This is a genomic window from Hydrogenovibrio kuenenii DSM 12350 (genome assembly GCF_000526715.1).
In the GTDB taxonomy this organism is placed as follows: domain Bacteria; phylum Pseudomonadota; class Gammaproteobacteria; order Thiomicrospirales; family Thiomicrospiraceae; genus Hydrogenovibrio; species Hydrogenovibrio kuenenii.
In genome coordinates this window covers 544435-561076 of sequence record NZ_JAGP01000001.1, presented here as the reverse complement: position 1 = coordinate 561076, position 16642 = coordinate 544435, and the positions used below count along the sequence as shown (strand labels likewise).

The window sequence follows — 16642 nt, the reverse complement described above, 5'->3', positions numbered from 1 at the left end:
CCCCATATCAATTCTTATATACAAAATGACGCATCATAACAAACAAAAACAGTGCTACTACAAAAATAGCCATAAGCTGCACATACTCATGCGGATAGCCCAAATAATCAACAAAAATGTAAATCATACCTAAGTTCAACAAAAAACCTAGCGTCTGTGCAATTAAATAGCGTTTACTAGAGGGCCAGAGTCTACCTTTATATGAAAAAGTATAGTTTTTGTTAAAGAAAAAACTTAATAAAAGTGAAGAGGGATAAAGAATGGAAACGACTACTAAAGGCTGAATTCCAACAATATTTGTCAACATTAAATAAACAGTATAACCACTAGCATTTAATGCTATACCTATTAAACCGTATCTATATAGCTGTAAAAACATTAACCGAACTTGACTTGCATTTTCTAACATCTTCCTCACTATTCCTCTAAGAAATCAATGGCTTTTCCATGGACAAAAATTCGTCTGACGATAGTATAAGGGCGTTGCTTAACCTCGATAAACATCTTTGACAAATAAATACCCAACATACCTATTGAAGAAATTATCATCCCCCCCAAAAGCCAAATAGATGCAATCAACGATGTCCAACCTTGGACCGGATTATCAAAGAACAGCCACAGAGCAATAAAGTACACAATTATTACAAGAGCAATAAACGACACAATCAACCCCAGATAAAACACCATCAACAAAGGTAAGTTACTGAACGATGCTATGGAGTCAATTGCCAAAGCCATTTTCTTTCTCAACGTGTAGGTGCTCTCGCTTCTGGAGTGCTTTACAACTTCTTCCGCTCTTTGCTGAAACCCTGTAATTTGAAAAAGTCCACCAATACTGATTGTTCTTTCTTGGTGCTGCACTAATGCTTTAACATATGCCCTTTTCATTAACCGTGCAGTTGTTATGCCTTTCGTTGGCAGCTGCAATCCTGTCAAAAAATTAAAGAGCTTATAAAATATTTTCCCGCCCCACTGCTCAAAAAAGTTTCCCTTTCTTTGTTTTTGAACACCATAGACGACATCACAATCTTCTGCTTGCAGTATTTCATCAAACACTAACAGCCACTCAGGCTCTTCTTCAAGATCGCTGTCAATCAGAAATACTTTCTGACCTGTTGCATGCATCAAGCCGGTCATCATCGCCTTGTGATGCCCAAAATTTCTTGAGAGGTCTACAACTCTGATATGCCCGTCATTTTTGGACATTTCCACTGCTATTTCCAAACTATTATCTGGAGAGCCATCGTTAACTAATATGATTTCATAGTCATCATCAACTAATTTTGTAGCTGTATCTTTTACTCGGCTACAAAATTCAGCTATATAACTGGATGAACAATAAAGAGTCGCTACAATTGATAAACGCATAAAAAATACACTAAGAATTAAAAAAATGACCTACAGAATCTACCACTGTTTCCAAATCTTCTTGTCTTAAACCAAAATACATTGGCAACCTGACCAACCGATTGCTTTCACTTGTGGTAAATCTATCTACACCATGAAAACGGCCAAACCTAGATCCTGCCGGTGAACTATGCAAAGGTACATAATGAAAGGGGGTAGTAATATTATTTGAAGCCATAAACTGTATAAAGTTACTACGCTGTTCCATATCTTCAAGTTTCAAATAAAAGAGATGTGCATTATGCGCACAACCTTCTGGAATCAACGGCAACTCCAACAGCCCTGATTCTTGAAGTCTTTCGAGCGAAGAGTAATAACCCTTCCAAATGTTTAACCTGTTATCATTAATTTCATCAGCAGACTCTAGCTGAGCTAATAAGAATGCTGCTTGGAGTTCAGAGGGCAAATAACTACTGCCGATGTCAACCCAGGTGTATTTATCTACCTGACCTCGAAAAAATTGTTTTCTATTGGTACCTTTTTCACGAATAATCTCTGACCGCTCTATAAACCGATCATCATTAATGACAAGAAGGCCGCCTTCTCCACCGCTAGTGTAATTTTTTGTTTCGTGAAAACTAAATGCCGCCAAGTGACCGATGCCACCTAAAAACTTTCCTTTATATGAGCACATCATAGCTTGAGCAGCATCTTCAACTACATATACACCCTTTTCTTCAGCCAGAACCATGATACGGTCCATATCACATGCAACCCCGCCATAATGTACAACAACAATTGCCTTGGTTTTATCAGTAATTGCAGCCTCTATCATTTCTGGATTGATATTCATAGTCTTAGGACAAATATCGACATACACAATGGATGCTCCACGCAGCACAAATGCATTCGCTGTACTGACAAAAGTAAAGCTTGGCAAAATCACTTCATCTTCAGGACCAACATCCAATAACAAAGCGGCCATTTCCAAAGCATGGGTACAAGATGGTGTAAGCAAGGTTTTTTTAAAACTGAACCTCTCTTCAAACCAGCCCTGGCAACGTCGAGAAAATTCTCCATCACCGCATAGTTTCTGGCTATTGATTGCCTCTATCACATACTCTTGTTCTTTTCCTGTGAATGGCGGAACATTAAACTTAATCACAAACACGAATCCTAATGAGCTTATTCAACCTTGGCAATAACTCTTCCATCTCAGCAATAGAGTCATATTCAATAAAAACAATACCGGCTTTATAGACCTTTTCATCAGCAATGTTTTCGCCAGACTTCCACCAAAACATACTATCAATAACTTTATCCTGTATCTTTGGATCAATGGTTACTTCCGTTATTTTTCCTGGTCTATCAGACATAATGCAATGACGAGTAATACACTTCGTAACAGGCATAGACGATATCGAATTGAAGTCTTCACCTAAATAACCTGACAATATCCAATCAGGATAGTTCCCACCCGTAGCCTTTTTAACTAATTCCACATACAAGTCTCCTGGTGGGCGTCGACACACTTCTAAAACATATGCTCTTTCTTCTTTTAAAATGAATTGCACATGAACCAATCCATCAACCAAACAAAGTTCTTCTGCTAGTCTTTCTACCTCATTGATAAGTTGACTAATAGTTTGTTCAGGAATATCAGCGGGTGCAGATGCACCTGACACTAAATATTTATTGATATAGTAATGCTCGTTATCGTAAAAATAAAAAACAACCTTTCTGTTTTTTATAATACACGTAAAGCCGTGATTAGTACCCTCAACAAACTCTTCAATAACAACTCTTTGAGCTCGTGATGAACTAAGAGCAAACTCCATTGCCTCATTCAATTCAGAAATTTCATGAATGACGGACACGCCTTTTCCTCCACTTAAATCTACAGGCTTAATGATCACAGGAAAAGATAACTCTGAAACTTTCGAGTGAGCTTCTGAAATTGTGTTTGCTGAAACCGCAATTGGTACACTATATTTATTTTTTATAGCAAACTGCCTAAATAAATCTTTGTGATGAATAATTCTTGCTGTTTCCAAGGAATCAAAATTTCCTATTTCAAGTTTCTTCGAAACATAAGCGCAAGAAAGAAATGAAAAGTCATTTGCAGATGGACATAGAGCTGTTACCTCTTCCATTTCCGCTACCTTTAACATTTCTTCGGGATTCGAGAAATCGGCTTGAATATATTTGTCTGAAAACTGATGACCCAAGTCACCTGGTCTATTTCCAGTTGTAATTACAAAATAGCCCCGTTTCTGAGCCTGTTTAATTATTGGGATATCAGCATGCCCGCCCCCCAAAACCAATATTTTCTTTTTCATCATTTCAATACTGACTACAGAATCAGACCTTTGATAAGCCTTTTCTCATCCAACTGCATTTCGCTGAACTTGCTGAGTATTTTTGGCGACCCTTGAACTGCAGAAATTAAAACTGGCAAATCATCTTCAAGAATTTTTTTAGATGAATACACAGGATATCCACCGAAAGAAGTACCTATTTTTGAAGGCGTATCATCAACTATATAAGCTACATTAACATTCTTTAAGAATAATGACTTCATTAACAGCTCTTTGGTTTGCGTACCCGCCCCCCATATAATTATCTCATGAAAATCATTGTAGTCTGCAATGGCATCTCCATGCCCCAACTCACTTAAAAAAGCTCGTACACTGACATACTGATCCTTCGACATATTATCCAACCTATGTCTTAGCAAATCATCAAAGAATATCAGCCTAGCCCCTAGTTTTTTCAGTAGTGCATATAAAGCCACAACTGCAAACATTGATTTCTGATCAACTTTCTCTTTGTTGAAGTCATAACTAATGTGAAAGTTACATCCTACAAGACCATACTCATGAACTAAACTGACAAATGATTGTATTTCTTCAAAACTGTTATTTTCATCAAGCACAATATATTTGACGGTTATATTTTCAGGTTTATTTTGGGCGTACTTCTGAAGATTCTGCAAAACCAAATGAAACTTCTTACTATCTCTGACTTGCTGAAATACTGCTTCACTTCCGGCATCGATACTTGTCGTAATCGTCACCTGATCCTTTTCAATTAAATTCGCAACAACTTCAAGATGGCGAGTCGCATTAGTAATTACCCGCTGCCTAACTTTTGGAAAAGCATTTGCCATCTTGCTTAATAATGTAGGGAACATCTTATCGGCTGTTGGCTCTCCGCCACCCCAAACGATAGAATTGCATGCATCCATTTTTTGCGATGAAATTAAACCATCTACCAAGCCCTCAATATCATATTGAACCTTCTTGCCCCCATAGTATGTATCACTGCAATAAGAGCATTTCATGTTACAAACTGAGTGATATTCAAAAGAGATGTGCTCGACATCCAAGGTCGGCGCATGCCCCCAATCTTTAAACTCTAAAAAAGGGCAGCCAGAGCATTCAGGTGCTTCATCTTTATTTATCCGAAAGTACAAATCCCTTTTCTGCTTCAAAATATTCTCTGCTGTAAACTCAGAAAAGGAGTACGATGGTGGCTTTAAAAGAACCACATCCCCCTTCTTCTCGTTATCTACAAAAAATCTTTTACAACATGCTCTAACTTCATCCGGACCAAGAAATATTGAACTATGTAAATCATAGCAACTCCAGCTTTTAGGAGCTATGTCAGTCATAAAGCGTCTGAGTTCTTGTACGCCATCCTTATCAAAACTTTCATTTCTAGAAAACTTAAGGAAAGCTTTGTAGATTCGGCCATACTTTGTAATTAAATGTGGCTTGGCAACACCTTCAAAATAAGATTCAATTATTTTAAGGTGCTCTTTATACAAAAAATGCAACATATCATAAGCATGAACATCATCAGGCTCGTAGTTACAAATATCGCGAACTCTAGTAGCTACCAAACCAATCAGCCCTTTGAAGCCACTTTCCTTTTCTATTTTTGTTAAGGAATCATTTGACTTCAAAAAAGAATAAATATCATTGAACGCTCTAAAATACCCTTTAAGGTGATCTATTGAAATTGAGTTTATTATGGAATCTTTGCGATTGTTTTTAACATACAGAGGCATGTCTAACACCCCTATGTTCTCAGCAAAAAAATAAACCAAGAAGATGAAGTCGACATCTTCATGCAACCCCGCCTTAAACCTAATTAAATTCTTTTCAAGAAACTCCCTTTGCATCGAGGTATAGATAACCGAACCATCCATTCCAAAGGAGAGGAAGTCTTTTATCCTTTCTTGCTTAGTTTTTTGTACACTATTTAAGTCTGTTCGACCACCTCTGTTAACTGGGATTTGAGAAGAACCTTCATCAAACTTCCAATTAAAACTAACCGCATCGAACTTTCTATCTGAGTTCGAAATGAAATCCGATAAATCTGATAACGCCCTATCTGTCATAGTGTCATCAGAATCTAGGAAAAGCACCCAATCACCAGTAGCTTTTGATAGTCCTAAATTTCTTGCAGCACCGGGGCCACCGTTTTTTTCCGTCTTAAAAGCAGATATGTCGTATTTCTTTTGTAATTCACTTAAGACATCTTGAGTAGAATCGGTGGAACAGTCATCGACAACGAGAATCTCTACTTGAAAACAGTCTTTTCTCTGTTGAAAGTAAATACTTTGAACACAAGCTTCAATGTGCCCAGCCCCGTTATACACTGGAATTATTACTGAGAATTTCACCGCATTTTACCTTTTCTTCATGAACCAACAACTCTTTGTTGTATAGCTTAAAAAACAACCTTGGACCAAGTTCTACTCTTTGCCGAGATTTCAACTGCCTCTAAAAATTTGAGCCCCTCGTATGCTAAGTCCGCACCAAACACATATTCTGACTTTGGGTCTCTTTTCCCTCTATAGCTCGTTATAGCATCTGCAACGTCATAATAATAGTTTGCAAAAGCTTCTATAAAACCTGAGGGATGACCAGGTTTAAATCGGTTATATTTCTTCAGATCTGCTACATTTACTTGAGCAGAAGACCTGTCAATTATCACCGTCTGACCTTTGTTATCGTTTAAAATCAAATTTTCGGGGTTTAACTGAACCCACTCTAATGATCCACAATCACCAAACATCCTGATTTTCAGTCCATTTCTGCATCCTAATGCGGATTTACTAAACCACATATTGCATAAAAGATTATTTGTGTAATTGATTATACACACAGTGTTATCAACAACTTGATGGTGTGTTCCATAATGATTCGTTCTTGAAACCACTTCTACAGGTTTTTCTGAGGTTAAGAAATCTACTAAATGATGTAAATGCACTCCCAAGTCTAGAGACAATGTAGGAATACTTCCATCTTTCATTCTCCACCCTTGGTGAGTGATCGGCTCACCATTTTTGCCCACCCTCAAAAAACCTTCCTGAGGCATCTCAATATGAACCTGCTCTATTTTCCCAATGGTTCCATTTTTCAGCATTTCTTTCAATTCCCGTATCATTGGGTAGCCAGTGTAATTGTAGGTAACCGCCAAAAAGCCTTGTGTGTCATTCACTTTTTGAACTATTTGACTAGCTTCATGTGAGCTGCTTACCAATGCTTTTTCGCAAATAACAGGAATATTCATATCCAATGCTGTATCTATTGCATCTTTATGGAGAGGAGTTGGCGTAAGTATAACAACTGCATCTATTTTTCCACACTCGCTGTTAAGCAGCTCACACCAATTGGAATAAATTCTGGTTTTACAAACACCCCACTGCTCAGCCGTTTCATTATTTATATTGGAGTCTTGGCTAAAACACCCCGCAACCAACTCAAAACGCCCATCCATTTGAGCCGCAATCTTGTGAACTTCCCCTACGGCAGAATTAATTCCTCCACCAATAAACCCCAACTTCAATTTTTGAAAACCCACAAATCCACCTTAGAAATACACAAAACTATAAAACATAGAAAACAAAAACATACCCACTAAATGTCTATCATACATAGCAATAGGCTCTATGATTGACAAAATTAGAAAATTAACTTTTCTAAATAACGACCATATCCGTTTTTTGACAGAGATCTTGCTGTCTGCATCAATTTTTCTTCTGTGAGCCATCCATTTCGCCAAGCTATTTCTTCAAGGCATGCAATTTTGTAGCCTTGTCGTTTTTCGATTGTCTCAACAAAAAGAGCCGCTTCTAACAAGCTTTCATGCGTCCCTGTATCCAACCATGCAAACCCTCTACCAAGTAGTTCTACATTAAGTTTCCCGTCTCCAAGATACCTCTGATTAATTGATGTAATCTCAAGCTCTCCTCTAGGAGAGGGCTTAACGTCTTTGGCAATTTCTACCACATCATTATCATAAAAATACAATCCCGTAACGGCATAATTGGATTTCGGTGATTCAGGCTTTTCTTCAATACTTGTTGCTTTATAGTCTTTATCAAATGCTACCACCCCAAATCTTTCAGGGTCATTTACTTGATAGCCAAATACCGTCGCCCCACTATCTCGAGCAACAGCTTTTTTCAAAACCGAGGTAAATCCTTGCCCCCAAAAAATATTATCACCCAAAATTAGACAAACACTATCATTGCCAATAAATTCTTCACCAATGGTAAAAGCTTGAGCCAGTCCTTCAGGTTTAGGTTGAATTGCATAATTCAGATTAACACCAAAATCACTACCACCTCCCAGCACTCTAACAAAACTCTCATGATCTTCTGGCGTTGTAATAATCAGGACATCTTGAATGCCTGCCAACATTAGCACCGACAATGGATAATAAATCATTGGTTTATCGTAAATAGGTAGTAATTGCTTAGACACACCTCTGGTTATAGGATAAAGCCTTGTTCCAGACCCGCCTGCTAAAATAATGCCTTTCATACTTTCTTTCCTAGGCGTTCCCCTAGATTACCACTGCCCAGGACCTTGTTACACCACGACTGATTATTTAGATACCAACATATCGTTTTTTTCAGCCCACTTTCAAAGGTTTCTTTAGGTTGCCACCCTAGCTCTCTAGCAATCTTGCTAGCATCTATTGCATAACGCATATCGTGTCCTGGTCTATCTGCTACTGTCGTTATAAGAGACCTGTATCCTCCCTTATTCCCAGAGGCTTTCGAAAACGGAATTTCCGGAGCCAACTCTTCCAAAATATCACAAATGGCATTTACCACTTCTATATTTTGTTTTTCATTATTGCCGCCAATATTATAAGTTTCGCCAACTTTGCCCGATGTAGCCACTAAAACCAACGCTTGAGCATGATCTTCAACATAGAGCCAGTCTCGAATCTGATTACCATTACCATATACTGGCAATGCTTTTCCCTGAAGAGCATTAAGAATCATCAACGGAATTAATTTTTCAGGAAAATGAAAAGGTCCATAATTGTTTGAACAATTGGTAACCAATGTAGGTAACCCATAAGTTCGAAACCAAGCTCTAACTAGGTGGTCTGAACTAGCTTTACTAGCACTATATGGTGAACTGGGTGCATAAGCAGAGCTTTCGGTAAAAAGTGGTAACAGCTCTCCATCAACATCTTCAGGATGAGGAAGATCCCCATATACTTCATCTGTTGATACATGATGAAACCTAAAAGCTTTTTGCCGGTGCTCCGAAAGTTGATTGAAATAATAACGCGCCTGCTCCAACAAGGTATATGTCCCAACCACATTGGTTTGTATAAATTCACCAGGACCATCAATAGAACGATCAACGTGTGACTCTGCCGCAAGGTGCATAATAATATCCGGCTGATAATCAGACAGAATGCGCTTTATCTCACTAGCATCACAAATATCTACTTTTTCAAAAAAATAACGATCATTTGAGCTTATGGGTTCAAGTGATGCCAAATTACCCGCATAGGTTAGTTTATCAACATTAATAACTATATTTGAAGTCTGCTCAATTAAATGTCGAACAACTGCAGAACCAATAAAGCCTGCCCCCCCAGTGATGAGAAATGTCTTGCTTTTGCTTTGCTCATCCAACATAAGTCACACCCTATAATATTTCATTTTTTAGAATTTGACTCAACGCAGTTCTTAGGTCAGTCCTCAACGAAACACCAAGAGAATGCTTAGCTAAATCAACAGATGGGACATATCTATCTATATAGTCAGATGTTTTCACATAACTGATATGTTCTCTTCCTGATATATCAGCAAGTAAGTTTGCTAAATCTCTTAATTCTATAGAAATATCAGAACCAACATTGTAAATTGGACAGTTTTGATTCCCACTTCCACACAATGTCATTAGCCATTCAACCAAATCATCTGAATACATATAGCTACGATATACTAAGTGGGGTGCTTTGACTTGAATAGACTGGCCTTTCAAAGTATCAGCAATAAAATTTCCGATTGCGAAATGTTGATCTCTTGGAAGGTATTTGCCCACAAAAGCAAAACACCTAGCTACACTTACATTCATATTGTTATCAACTGCTAAAGATTGAAAAGCTTTCTCTGAATCCCTCTTCGCGTAAGCGTAGGCTTTTTTGTTTTCTGCCAGGTTTTCTGCATCACCAAAGTCCATATTCTCTTCCAAAAAACCTACACCAGAAGGTTGCTGACCATAAACTGCACCTGAGCTGCAAAAAACTATTTTGCTGTTTTTATGGAAAATCGGTGCTAACCTACAATAATTAAGTGCTGCTGAAATGATATTCTTTCTTTCTTCTTCACCTTGTGAAAGATATTTTGAGGCATCTGTCGACGCCGCAGCATGAATAACATAGTCCGCATCTGGCAGGGAATCAACTTTAGCTATATCTGCCGAAAACAGTTCAACTTTGTCTGACAATAATTCAGGAGCTTCGCTCTTAAGCTTTCCCGGATTTCTGGCCATTACAATAATTTTCTGTATATTCCACTTGCCGAGCAACCCCCTATTAAATCCATCCAAAATGGATTTACCGAAAAAACCCGTACCCCCAATTATCAGTAAACTCGACATTTTTTTATTAGACTCTATTCTTTAGCATTTCATCTTCCGGCAAAAATGGATACATATCCTCTAATGTAGCAGACACCATTGTTCCATCCTCTAGTTTTCTCGAAGAAAGCTTCGGCATAAACTCTTGTTCAACATCGAGAAAGACCTCACATAGCACAGGGCCTTCACACCTTTGAATTTCTTTGTAAACCTGCTCAACAGCTCCCAGCTCTTTGACTGCAAAATAGGGTAAAGAATAACCATACGCAATTTTCTCAAAGTCCGGTAGTTTAACGCCATTATCTGGCTGAAATCCCATTTTCCCAGAGGGAAAATAATTATTTTGTGTCTGCCTAATTGAATGGTATCCATTGTTATTTAAAACAAAGATCTTTATTGGTATTTTGTTTCCAGCTATAGTCGCCAACTCTTGGATGTTCATCATAATACTCCCATCACCTGCAAGGCAATTTACCGTGCGGTTTGAAGCATAGTATGCTCCAATTGATGCAGGCACATCGTACCCCATTGATGCGCATCCTGAATTGGTGAACAATCTTTGATTCTCTTTCACCTGCATAGCTTGGAAACTTGCAACACAAGCAGTTCCATCACCTGTTATTGTTATTTGATCTTCAGAAAGATATTTTGATAACTCATGCATGAAGCGATATGGGTTAACTGCATTCGATTTTTCTGGCAAGTGCTCTTCATTTGCCATTTTGTATTTATCCCTTCTTTCAATACACCAATTCAACCACTCTTCATTACCTATGGGCTGTTCTCCACCGGGTAAACATGCCATAAAATTTTTCAAATCTGCATTAATCGGGAAATCTACATTTAATGTAGGCTTAAATAGTTCATTTGAATCTATATCGACCATAATAACATGTGCATTCGGAGCAAAATTTTCCCAGTTATAACTAATTTGCCGAATATTTAATCTAGACCCTAGAACAACTAAGCAGTCACTTGCCTGTACTGCGAAATTTCCTGCTCTATCACCTACAGTACCCGGCCTTCCGACATAGCAAGGGTGAGAATCCGGTACTAAATCATTATTATTCCATGCGGTAACAACAGGTATATTGTGTTTGCGACTGAAGTTCAAAACATTTTCTTTTTGCCCTGAGATATGTACACCTGTACCCAAATATAATAATGGTCTTTTTGAGTTTTTAATTTTTGAAAAAACTTCTTTTGCCTGTGTTACTAATCTCTGTTTAGTTTGAGCATTTTTATGCTGCACAACCTCAAATCCCACTAAGGTTTCAGGGTCGATTTGAGCACCTTGAATATCGAGAGGAATATCTATCCAAACTGGTCCAGGCCTTCCATTTGTTACCTCAAACCAAGCTTTTTCTAAAACATATCTAATTTGATTTTTATCCCATACGGTAACGGCATACTTCGTTATGCTATCAACAAGCGGAATAATATCTAACTCTTGGTCACCAAGTTGTCTTAAATTCAAATCAGGATAATATCCCACCATTGTTTCACGTTTCACCTGACCAGAGATGACAATCATTGAAGCTGAGTCAACCCATGCCCCATAAACACCCGTAATAGCATTTGTTCCACCAGGCCCAGAAGTAACATTTACTAATGGAACTTTATTAGAAACTCTATAATATCCTTCAGCAGCAATTGCACATGCTTGTTCATGGTGATTAAAAACACACGTCAAATCGGATTTCCCAAGTGAATCATTCAAATGCATGGCTCCACCACCGGTAACCATGAATACATGCTCACACCCCTTCTTTACAAAAAAATCCGCTACATAATCGCTTAATCGCATTTAGTAATCCTCACAGCAATAACACTGAATAATCTAAAAATTTAATTTACCAACTTCTTACTTTATTTTTTACCAGCAACCTTAACCCGTTTAACGCATCCTCTTTGACTTCTGGTAAATAAACTGGCAAATCCTGATTTAATTGAAACATGCGAACTATTAAATTCAGCTTTGAAGGTATTCCACCTGACAGTAAAATTGATTCTATGACACCAGTTTCTTTTAGCTGTTCAATCGCTTTGATGTGATTTTCAACGATATCAAATAAAAAGGCTTTCACCAGAGCGTTCAAATGAAAATTATTCTCTGTAATATTTTTGATGCTACCCCCATCAGAGCTGAAACTGCCTATCAAGTCTGTATCTACTTTCAAAAATTCCTTTTCAGAATCTAAGCTTGAGTTTTCTTCAATGGAATTGATATATTTTGAAAAATAATTCCAAATTTGATCATATGAAAAATTTTCTTGGAAAAGCTCATTTGAAATACTCTGAAAAAACACAACTAGAGAGTTTAGCACTCTTCCTGCGGGTATAAATGGGATTGTAAATAGATATGAGTCATCAATAAATGGTCGGGTCTGAAAACCACTACTCATGATTAATTTGGAACTCACTACTGTAGCCTGACTTCCTGTCGCTATATTGCTAACAGCTTTTCTATCCAGGTTTTGCTCTAATCCATAAAGGGCAGCTTGTTGATCCCCTATCGGAGAAAAAACATCAACCCCCTTATACTGACCAATAGGCTGATTCAGCCCATACATTACGTCTGGCAAGTCAAATTCAAGGCCAAGCAATTCTATTAATTCATAATTCCAATCATTTATTTCAAGGTTAAATAAGCCTGTCCCAGCCGCATTACTTAAACTTGTTGCCATATCTGATTCAGTCAATTTGCATACAACATAATCAGCAATGGTTCCAAAAGTCTTATTTTTGGCCAGTTCACTGTCCTGTCGATTTATTACAAACAAATTAACTGAGGGCAAACCCGAACGAAGAGGCATTCCCGTTTTCTTTAGTGAAGTTAAGGGGATTATTTTAGACAAATGCTCTAACGCACTGCCACCACCAACATAAAAATGTTCACTTCGTCGATCTTTCCAACTTATATAACTTGAAGCTATACGGTTCTGCTTATTAAACAAAACAACCCCATGCATTTGAGTAGAAAACAGAATTCCTTTTATGGATTCATAACGGCTTGCAAAATCATCTAAATTTGACTTAACTAATTCAAAAAAAAGCTCTGCATCCGTTTCATGCAAATAACCTACTTGATGCTTAGAAGTTGGTGCTGGAACTCGCTTTACACTTAAAATTGTGTCTTCATCAAATAAAGCAAATTTAATGAAGCTAACACCTAAATCAACTCCGATGTACAAGACAGTTACTCACCATAATATTCTTTAATATTTTGCAAAAAATTATTGTCAATTTCGATTGGTTTAATAACTAATCTGCCAAGAGCTTCTGGGTATACAATATTAATTTTACTGCCTTCAACCTTCTTATCACTTTTCACTAAATTTAGTAATTTTTCATAATCACCAACTGTTATTTTTGAAATATCGTAGATGCTTACAATCAAGTGATTTATTCTTTGATATAAAGTTTCCGGCATATACCCTCTTTGTTTGGCAACATAATTCATGATATCCATACCCCATAAAACAGCCACACCGTGAGGAATTGCATAATTACTTAAAGACTCGACAGCATGCCCTAGAGTATGTCCATAGTTCAACACACGTCTTAAGTCTGATTCATACTCATCTTCTTCAATAACAGCTTTCTTCGATAACAAACTTCTAATGATAAGTTCTGCAAATCTTGACCGATCTTTTAAAGCATCAAGAATGTTATTTTCAAGAAAAATAAAATCTTCTTCACTACTAGTAATTAAAAGCTTAACAATCTCTCCAACACCAGAAACAATATCTTCATCTTTGAGTGTGTTCAAAAACTCCAGATTTTGAATAACACCAGAAGGTGAATAAAAAACTGCTATCTGGTTCTTTTTGTCTCTATAATTAATACCACATTTAGCTCCTATTGAACTATCTGCCATAGATAACAAAGTTGTCGGAACAAGATAGTGATCAATGCCTCTCCAATAAATTTTTGTTGTTAAGGAAACTATATCCTGAATAATTCCACCGCCTAGTGCTATTACAACATCTTTTTTCTGCATACCAATTTTTTGATAAAAATCAAATACCAAATCTAAGTTGTGAAAACTTTTTTGTTCTTCAGTCGCATCCAGCACCAGATAATCATATTTTTCATAATCTACAATATCAGGATATAAAGCCTTAATATTGGCATCAACTAAAATTACCAATTTTCTATATTTATTAGCGATCCCATCAAATTCACTTTGTAAACTTTTCTGATTTAAAACTGTAACTTCATAATTCTTTTCGCCCGAATTAATCGCAATTGTATTCATTCTTCAAACACCTTTTTAACCTAAAATAGAATATCCACCATCAACAAAAATAGACTGTCCTGTAATTGACTGATTTTCCTTTCTGCACAAAAAATAAGTTATCTGAGCAATTTCTTCAGCTGAAACAAGTTTATTAATTGGCGTATTATTTGTAATTTCATTAATACGTTCTTGACTCAAGTTTTTCCTAGTCAAGGGAGTATCTACAAATCCTGGGACAACAGAATTAATTAAAATATCGTATTTACCAAATTCGACAGCAATATTTCTCATCAGTGCGTCCAAGGCTGCTTTACTCATAGAATAAGAGGATCTACCTTCTCTGCCAAGAGTTGACCAAAGCGATGAAACGTAAACCATTCTTCCAAACTTTCTTTTTTTCATTTTTGTAAGCATATACTGAGAAATTTCGACGGCAGAAAGAACATTTACAGACAAAGTATCATTGAGAGAATCTTTTACTAAACTTAAAAACGGAACAGGTTCATTTATCCCTGCACAATGTATAAAAACATCAATCTCGGGCAATTTTTCAAGGTAACGGTAAATAGAATCTTCGGAAACAAGATCAACTTCCTTGCTACTAGGAGAAAATATGTTAGCTTGATTATCTAAAAAAACTTCTTTAATAGCAGAACCTATCCCACCATTACCACCGGTTATCAAAACATTCATAAAAATTAGTCTTCAATAACTGTTGTATCATATTGTTTGTATTTAATAATTTGCTGAACCAAGTCTCTTCTTCTATTATTAAACTCAACAGGATCAGGTTTTATTTCAAAAAACTCAAATATAAATTCTGATGTTAAGTTCCAATCATGCCACTTCCCACCGAATCCAAGTAATGTTGAATCGAATTTTCTGCACCCCATCTCATATGACATTGTCATCAGGTCTTTTGCTAAACCTCTCTTATCATGAAAATGCAATCCATAATTTGTCACATCAAGAGCATCACACTCTTCAATTAGCTCTTTTACATAATCTTCAGTAAACACACTTTCTGTGTCTGCAAAATAGACAGCTGAAACACCAGAATCCTTCGAAAATTGTAGAAAATCTCTATTCATTTCTCTTGTGTTATAGCCAGAACTCGTATAATTAATGCAAACTTCGTAACCTTTATTACTAAGCTCCTCAACTTTTTTAGCTAATGCGTTAAAATCATTTTCGTGTGACCTATTAATTATCCTTATTGTATCGATAATTGTGTCTTCCTGTGGCAGGATTTCTGAAAGTGGTCTTTGCAAGTCAAGCATAGATGACAGCTTAGTTCTACTTTTTATCCGCTCAAGAACATCCTTAATTTCCTGGTTTCTTTGAGAACAATATCGATAAATCCCTCGACCCGGATCATGCTTCTGATCATGAAAGAAACCTAATTCCATATAATCTATTTTCGAAGCCAAAAGTAACTGGTACCATTCAATAACAAATTTCTTATCAAAATGCCACCCTGTCTGGTAGCCAGCTTCCCTAATCGTACAGTCAAAAATTACTGAATCTTTCTTCATTTACACCACCTCTAACAGCTCGCTAAAGCTTTGAATTCTCGCGGCATAATCTTCTGCCAGACCAAAACCATAACTACAATAAACAAATTTAATTCCATTTTCCTTAGCAGCCTTACCGTCATCATACGAGTCTCCCACCATGACATATGAATCTCTACCAGCACAAATAATTTCAGTCACCATAGAAGACTTTGATAAATACTTGTCAGCATCAAAACATAAAATATTTTCAAACATTTTTTCGATCCCAGCGTCTTTCAAAATTTTACAGGTTGGAATTTTCGGCTTATTAGTTGCAACCGAAAGTTTATAGCCTTTCTTTTTCAATTTATTTAAAACAGACTTTATATCATCATATAGCTTATATTCTGACCAACCTTGACTATCGTAGTGTCCTCTAAACTCAGTAAGAGCAAGATTCATATCCTTACCTGAAACATCTGGAAAAAACAACTTCAGCATTTCCGCAATAGGAGGGCCTATTTGAGACACATTGCACTGAAATTTTGATCCTATAACCTTTTGACTTACAACATCCAACGTATTTAAAATCCCCTGCCTGCTATCAATCAGAGTCCCATCCAAATCAAAAATAATATGCATAATTCCAA

Annotated in this window: 15 protein-coding genes; all 15 read right to left on the bottom strand. The window is 36.8% G+C overall.

Annotated features, from left to right (window positions below):
• Positions 1-7: 7 nt before the first annotated feature.
• The gene (locus N745_RS0102595; RefSeq protein WP_024850581.1) at positions 8-409 is read right to left on the bottom strand and encodes a GtrA family protein; all 402 of its coding nucleotides are present in this window, start codon (positions 407-409) and stop codon (positions 8-10) included.
• A gap of 8 nt (positions 410-417) precedes the next feature.
• On the bottom strand, positions 418-1368 hold the full coding sequence (locus tag N745_RS0102590) for a glycosyltransferase family 2 protein (protein ID WP_024850580.1): 951 nt from the start codon (positions 1366-1368) through the stop codon (positions 418-420).
• Positions 1369-1378: 10 nt separating this feature from the next.
• Complete coding sequence (gene rffA / locus N745_RS0102585; RefSeq protein ID WP_024850579.1) at positions 1379-2512, bottom strand: dTDP-4-amino-4,6-dideoxygalactose transaminase; 1134 nt, start codon at positions 2510-2512, stop codon at positions 1379-1381.
• Complete coding sequence (locus N745_RS0102580) at positions 2505-3689, bottom strand: ATP-grasp domain-containing protein (RefSeq protein WP_038070582.1); 1185 nt, start codon at positions 3687-3689, stop codon at positions 2505-2507. Before N745_RS0102580 ends, rffA begins: the two co-directional genes overlap by 8 nt.
• 11 nt (positions 3690-3700) lie before the next feature.
• A complete protein-coding gene (locus tag N745_RS12200; protein WP_024850577.1) occupies positions 3701-6037 on the bottom strand; it encodes a glycosyltransferase in 2337 nt (778 codons plus the stop codon).
• 47 nt (positions 6038-6084) lie between these two features.
• On the bottom strand, positions 6085-7221 hold the full coding sequence (locus N745_RS0102570) for a Gfo/Idh/MocA family protein (RefSeq protein WP_024850576.1): 1137 nt from the start codon (positions 7219-7221) through the stop codon (positions 6085-6087).
• 101 nt (positions 7222-7322) lie between these two features.
• Complete coding sequence (gene rfbA / locus N745_RS0102565; protein ID WP_024850575.1) at positions 7323-8186, bottom strand: glucose-1-phosphate thymidylyltransferase RfbA; 864 nt, start codon at positions 8184-8186, stop codon at positions 7323-7325.
• Positions 8183-9307: a dTDP-glucose 4,6-dehydratase gene (gene rfbB, locus N745_RS0102560; protein WP_024850574.1), complete on the bottom strand. Its 1125-nt coding sequence runs from the start codon at positions 9305-9307 to the stop codon at positions 8183-8185. The genes rfbA and rfbB overlap by 4 nt, the downstream gene beginning before the upstream one ends.
• A gap of 10 nt (positions 9308-9317) precedes the next feature.
• Complete coding sequence (locus N745_RS0102555; protein ID WP_024850573.1) at positions 9318-10274, bottom strand: NAD-dependent epimerase/dehydratase family protein; 957 nt, start codon at positions 10272-10274, stop codon at positions 9318-9320.
• A gap of 7 nt (positions 10275-10281) precedes the next feature.
• On the bottom strand, positions 10282-12060 hold the full coding sequence (locus N745_RS0102550; protein ID WP_024850572.1) for a thiamine pyrophosphate-binding protein: 1779 nt from the start codon (positions 12058-12060) through the stop codon (positions 10282-10284).
• A 46-nt stretch (positions 12061-12106) separates the two neighbouring features.
• Complete coding sequence (locus N745_RS0102545) at positions 12107-13447, bottom strand: sedoheptulokinase (RefSeq protein WP_024850571.1); 1341 nt, start codon at positions 13445-13447, stop codon at positions 12107-12109.
• A 5-nt stretch (positions 13448-13452) separates the two neighbouring features.
• The gene (locus tag N745_RS11615; protein WP_024850570.1) at positions 13453-14514 is read right to left on the bottom strand and encodes a 3-dehydroquinate synthase; all 1062 of its coding nucleotides are present in this window, start codon (positions 14512-14514) and stop codon (positions 13453-13455) included.
• A gap of 15 nt (positions 14515-14529) precedes the next feature.
• Positions 14530-15189, bottom strand: a complete 660-nt coding sequence (locus tag N745_RS0102535; protein ID WP_024850569.1) for an SDR family NAD(P)-dependent oxidoreductase — start codon at positions 15187-15189, stop codon at positions 14530-14532.
• 5 nt (positions 15190-15194) lie between these two features.
• The gene (locus tag N745_RS0102530; protein WP_024850568.1) at positions 15195-16031 is read right to left on the bottom strand and encodes a beta/alpha barrel domain-containing protein; all 837 of its coding nucleotides are present in this window, start codon (positions 16029-16031) and stop codon (positions 15195-15197) included.
• Positions 16032-16634 carry an HAD family hydrolase gene (locus N745_RS0102525; RefSeq protein ID WP_024850567.1) on the bottom strand — a complete coding sequence of 201 codons (603 nt, stop codon included), beginning with the start codon at positions 16632-16634 and terminating at the stop codon, positions 16032-16034. It lies immediately after the preceding gene.
• Positions 16635-16642: the final 8 nt, after the last annotated feature.

Bases quoted from the DNA above. Each gene is read 5' to 3' on its own strand.
- N745_RS0102580 (WP_038070582.1), bottom strand. From the start codon at position 3,689: ATGATGAAAAAGAAAATATTGGTTTTGGGGGGCGGGCATGCTGATATC.
- N745_RS0102535 (WP_024850569.1), bottom strand. From the start codon at position 15,189: ATGAATGTTTTGATAACCGGTGGTAATGGTGGGATAGGTTCTGCTATT.
- rfbB (WP_024850574.1), bottom strand. From the start codon at position 9,307: ATGTTGGATGAGCAAAGCAAAAGCAAGACATTTCTCATCACTGGGGGG.
- N745_RS11615 (WP_024850570.1), bottom strand. From the start codon at position 14,514: ATGAATACAATTGCGATTAATTCGGGCGAAAAGAATTATGAAGTTACA.
- N745_RS0102525 (WP_024850567.1), bottom strand. From the start codon at position 16,634: ATGCATATTATTTTTGATTTGGATGGGACTCTGATTGATAGCAGGCAG.
- N745_RS0102555 (WP_024850573.1), bottom strand. From the start codon at position 10,274: ATGTCGAGTTTACTGATAATTGGGGGTACGGGTTTTTTCGGTAAATCC.
- N745_RS0102595 (WP_024850581.1), bottom strand. From the start codon at position 409: ATGTTAGAAAATGCAAGTCAAGTTCGGTTAATGTTTTTACAGCTATAT.
- N745_RS0102530 (WP_024850568.1), bottom strand. From the start codon at position 16,031: ATGAAGAAAGATTCAGTAATTTTTGACTGTACGATTAGGGAAGCTGGC.
- N745_RS0102590 (WP_024850580.1), bottom strand. From the start codon at position 1,368: ATGCGTTTATCAATTGTAGCGACTCTTTATTGTTCATCCAGTTATATA.
- rfbA (WP_024850575.1), bottom strand. From the start codon at position 8,186: ATGAAAGGCATTATTTTAGCAGGCGGGTCTGGAACAAGGCTTTATCCT.
- N745_RS0102550 (WP_024850572.1), bottom strand. From the start codon at position 12,060: ATGCGATTAAGCGATTATGTAGCGGATTTTTTTGTAAAGAAGGGGTGT.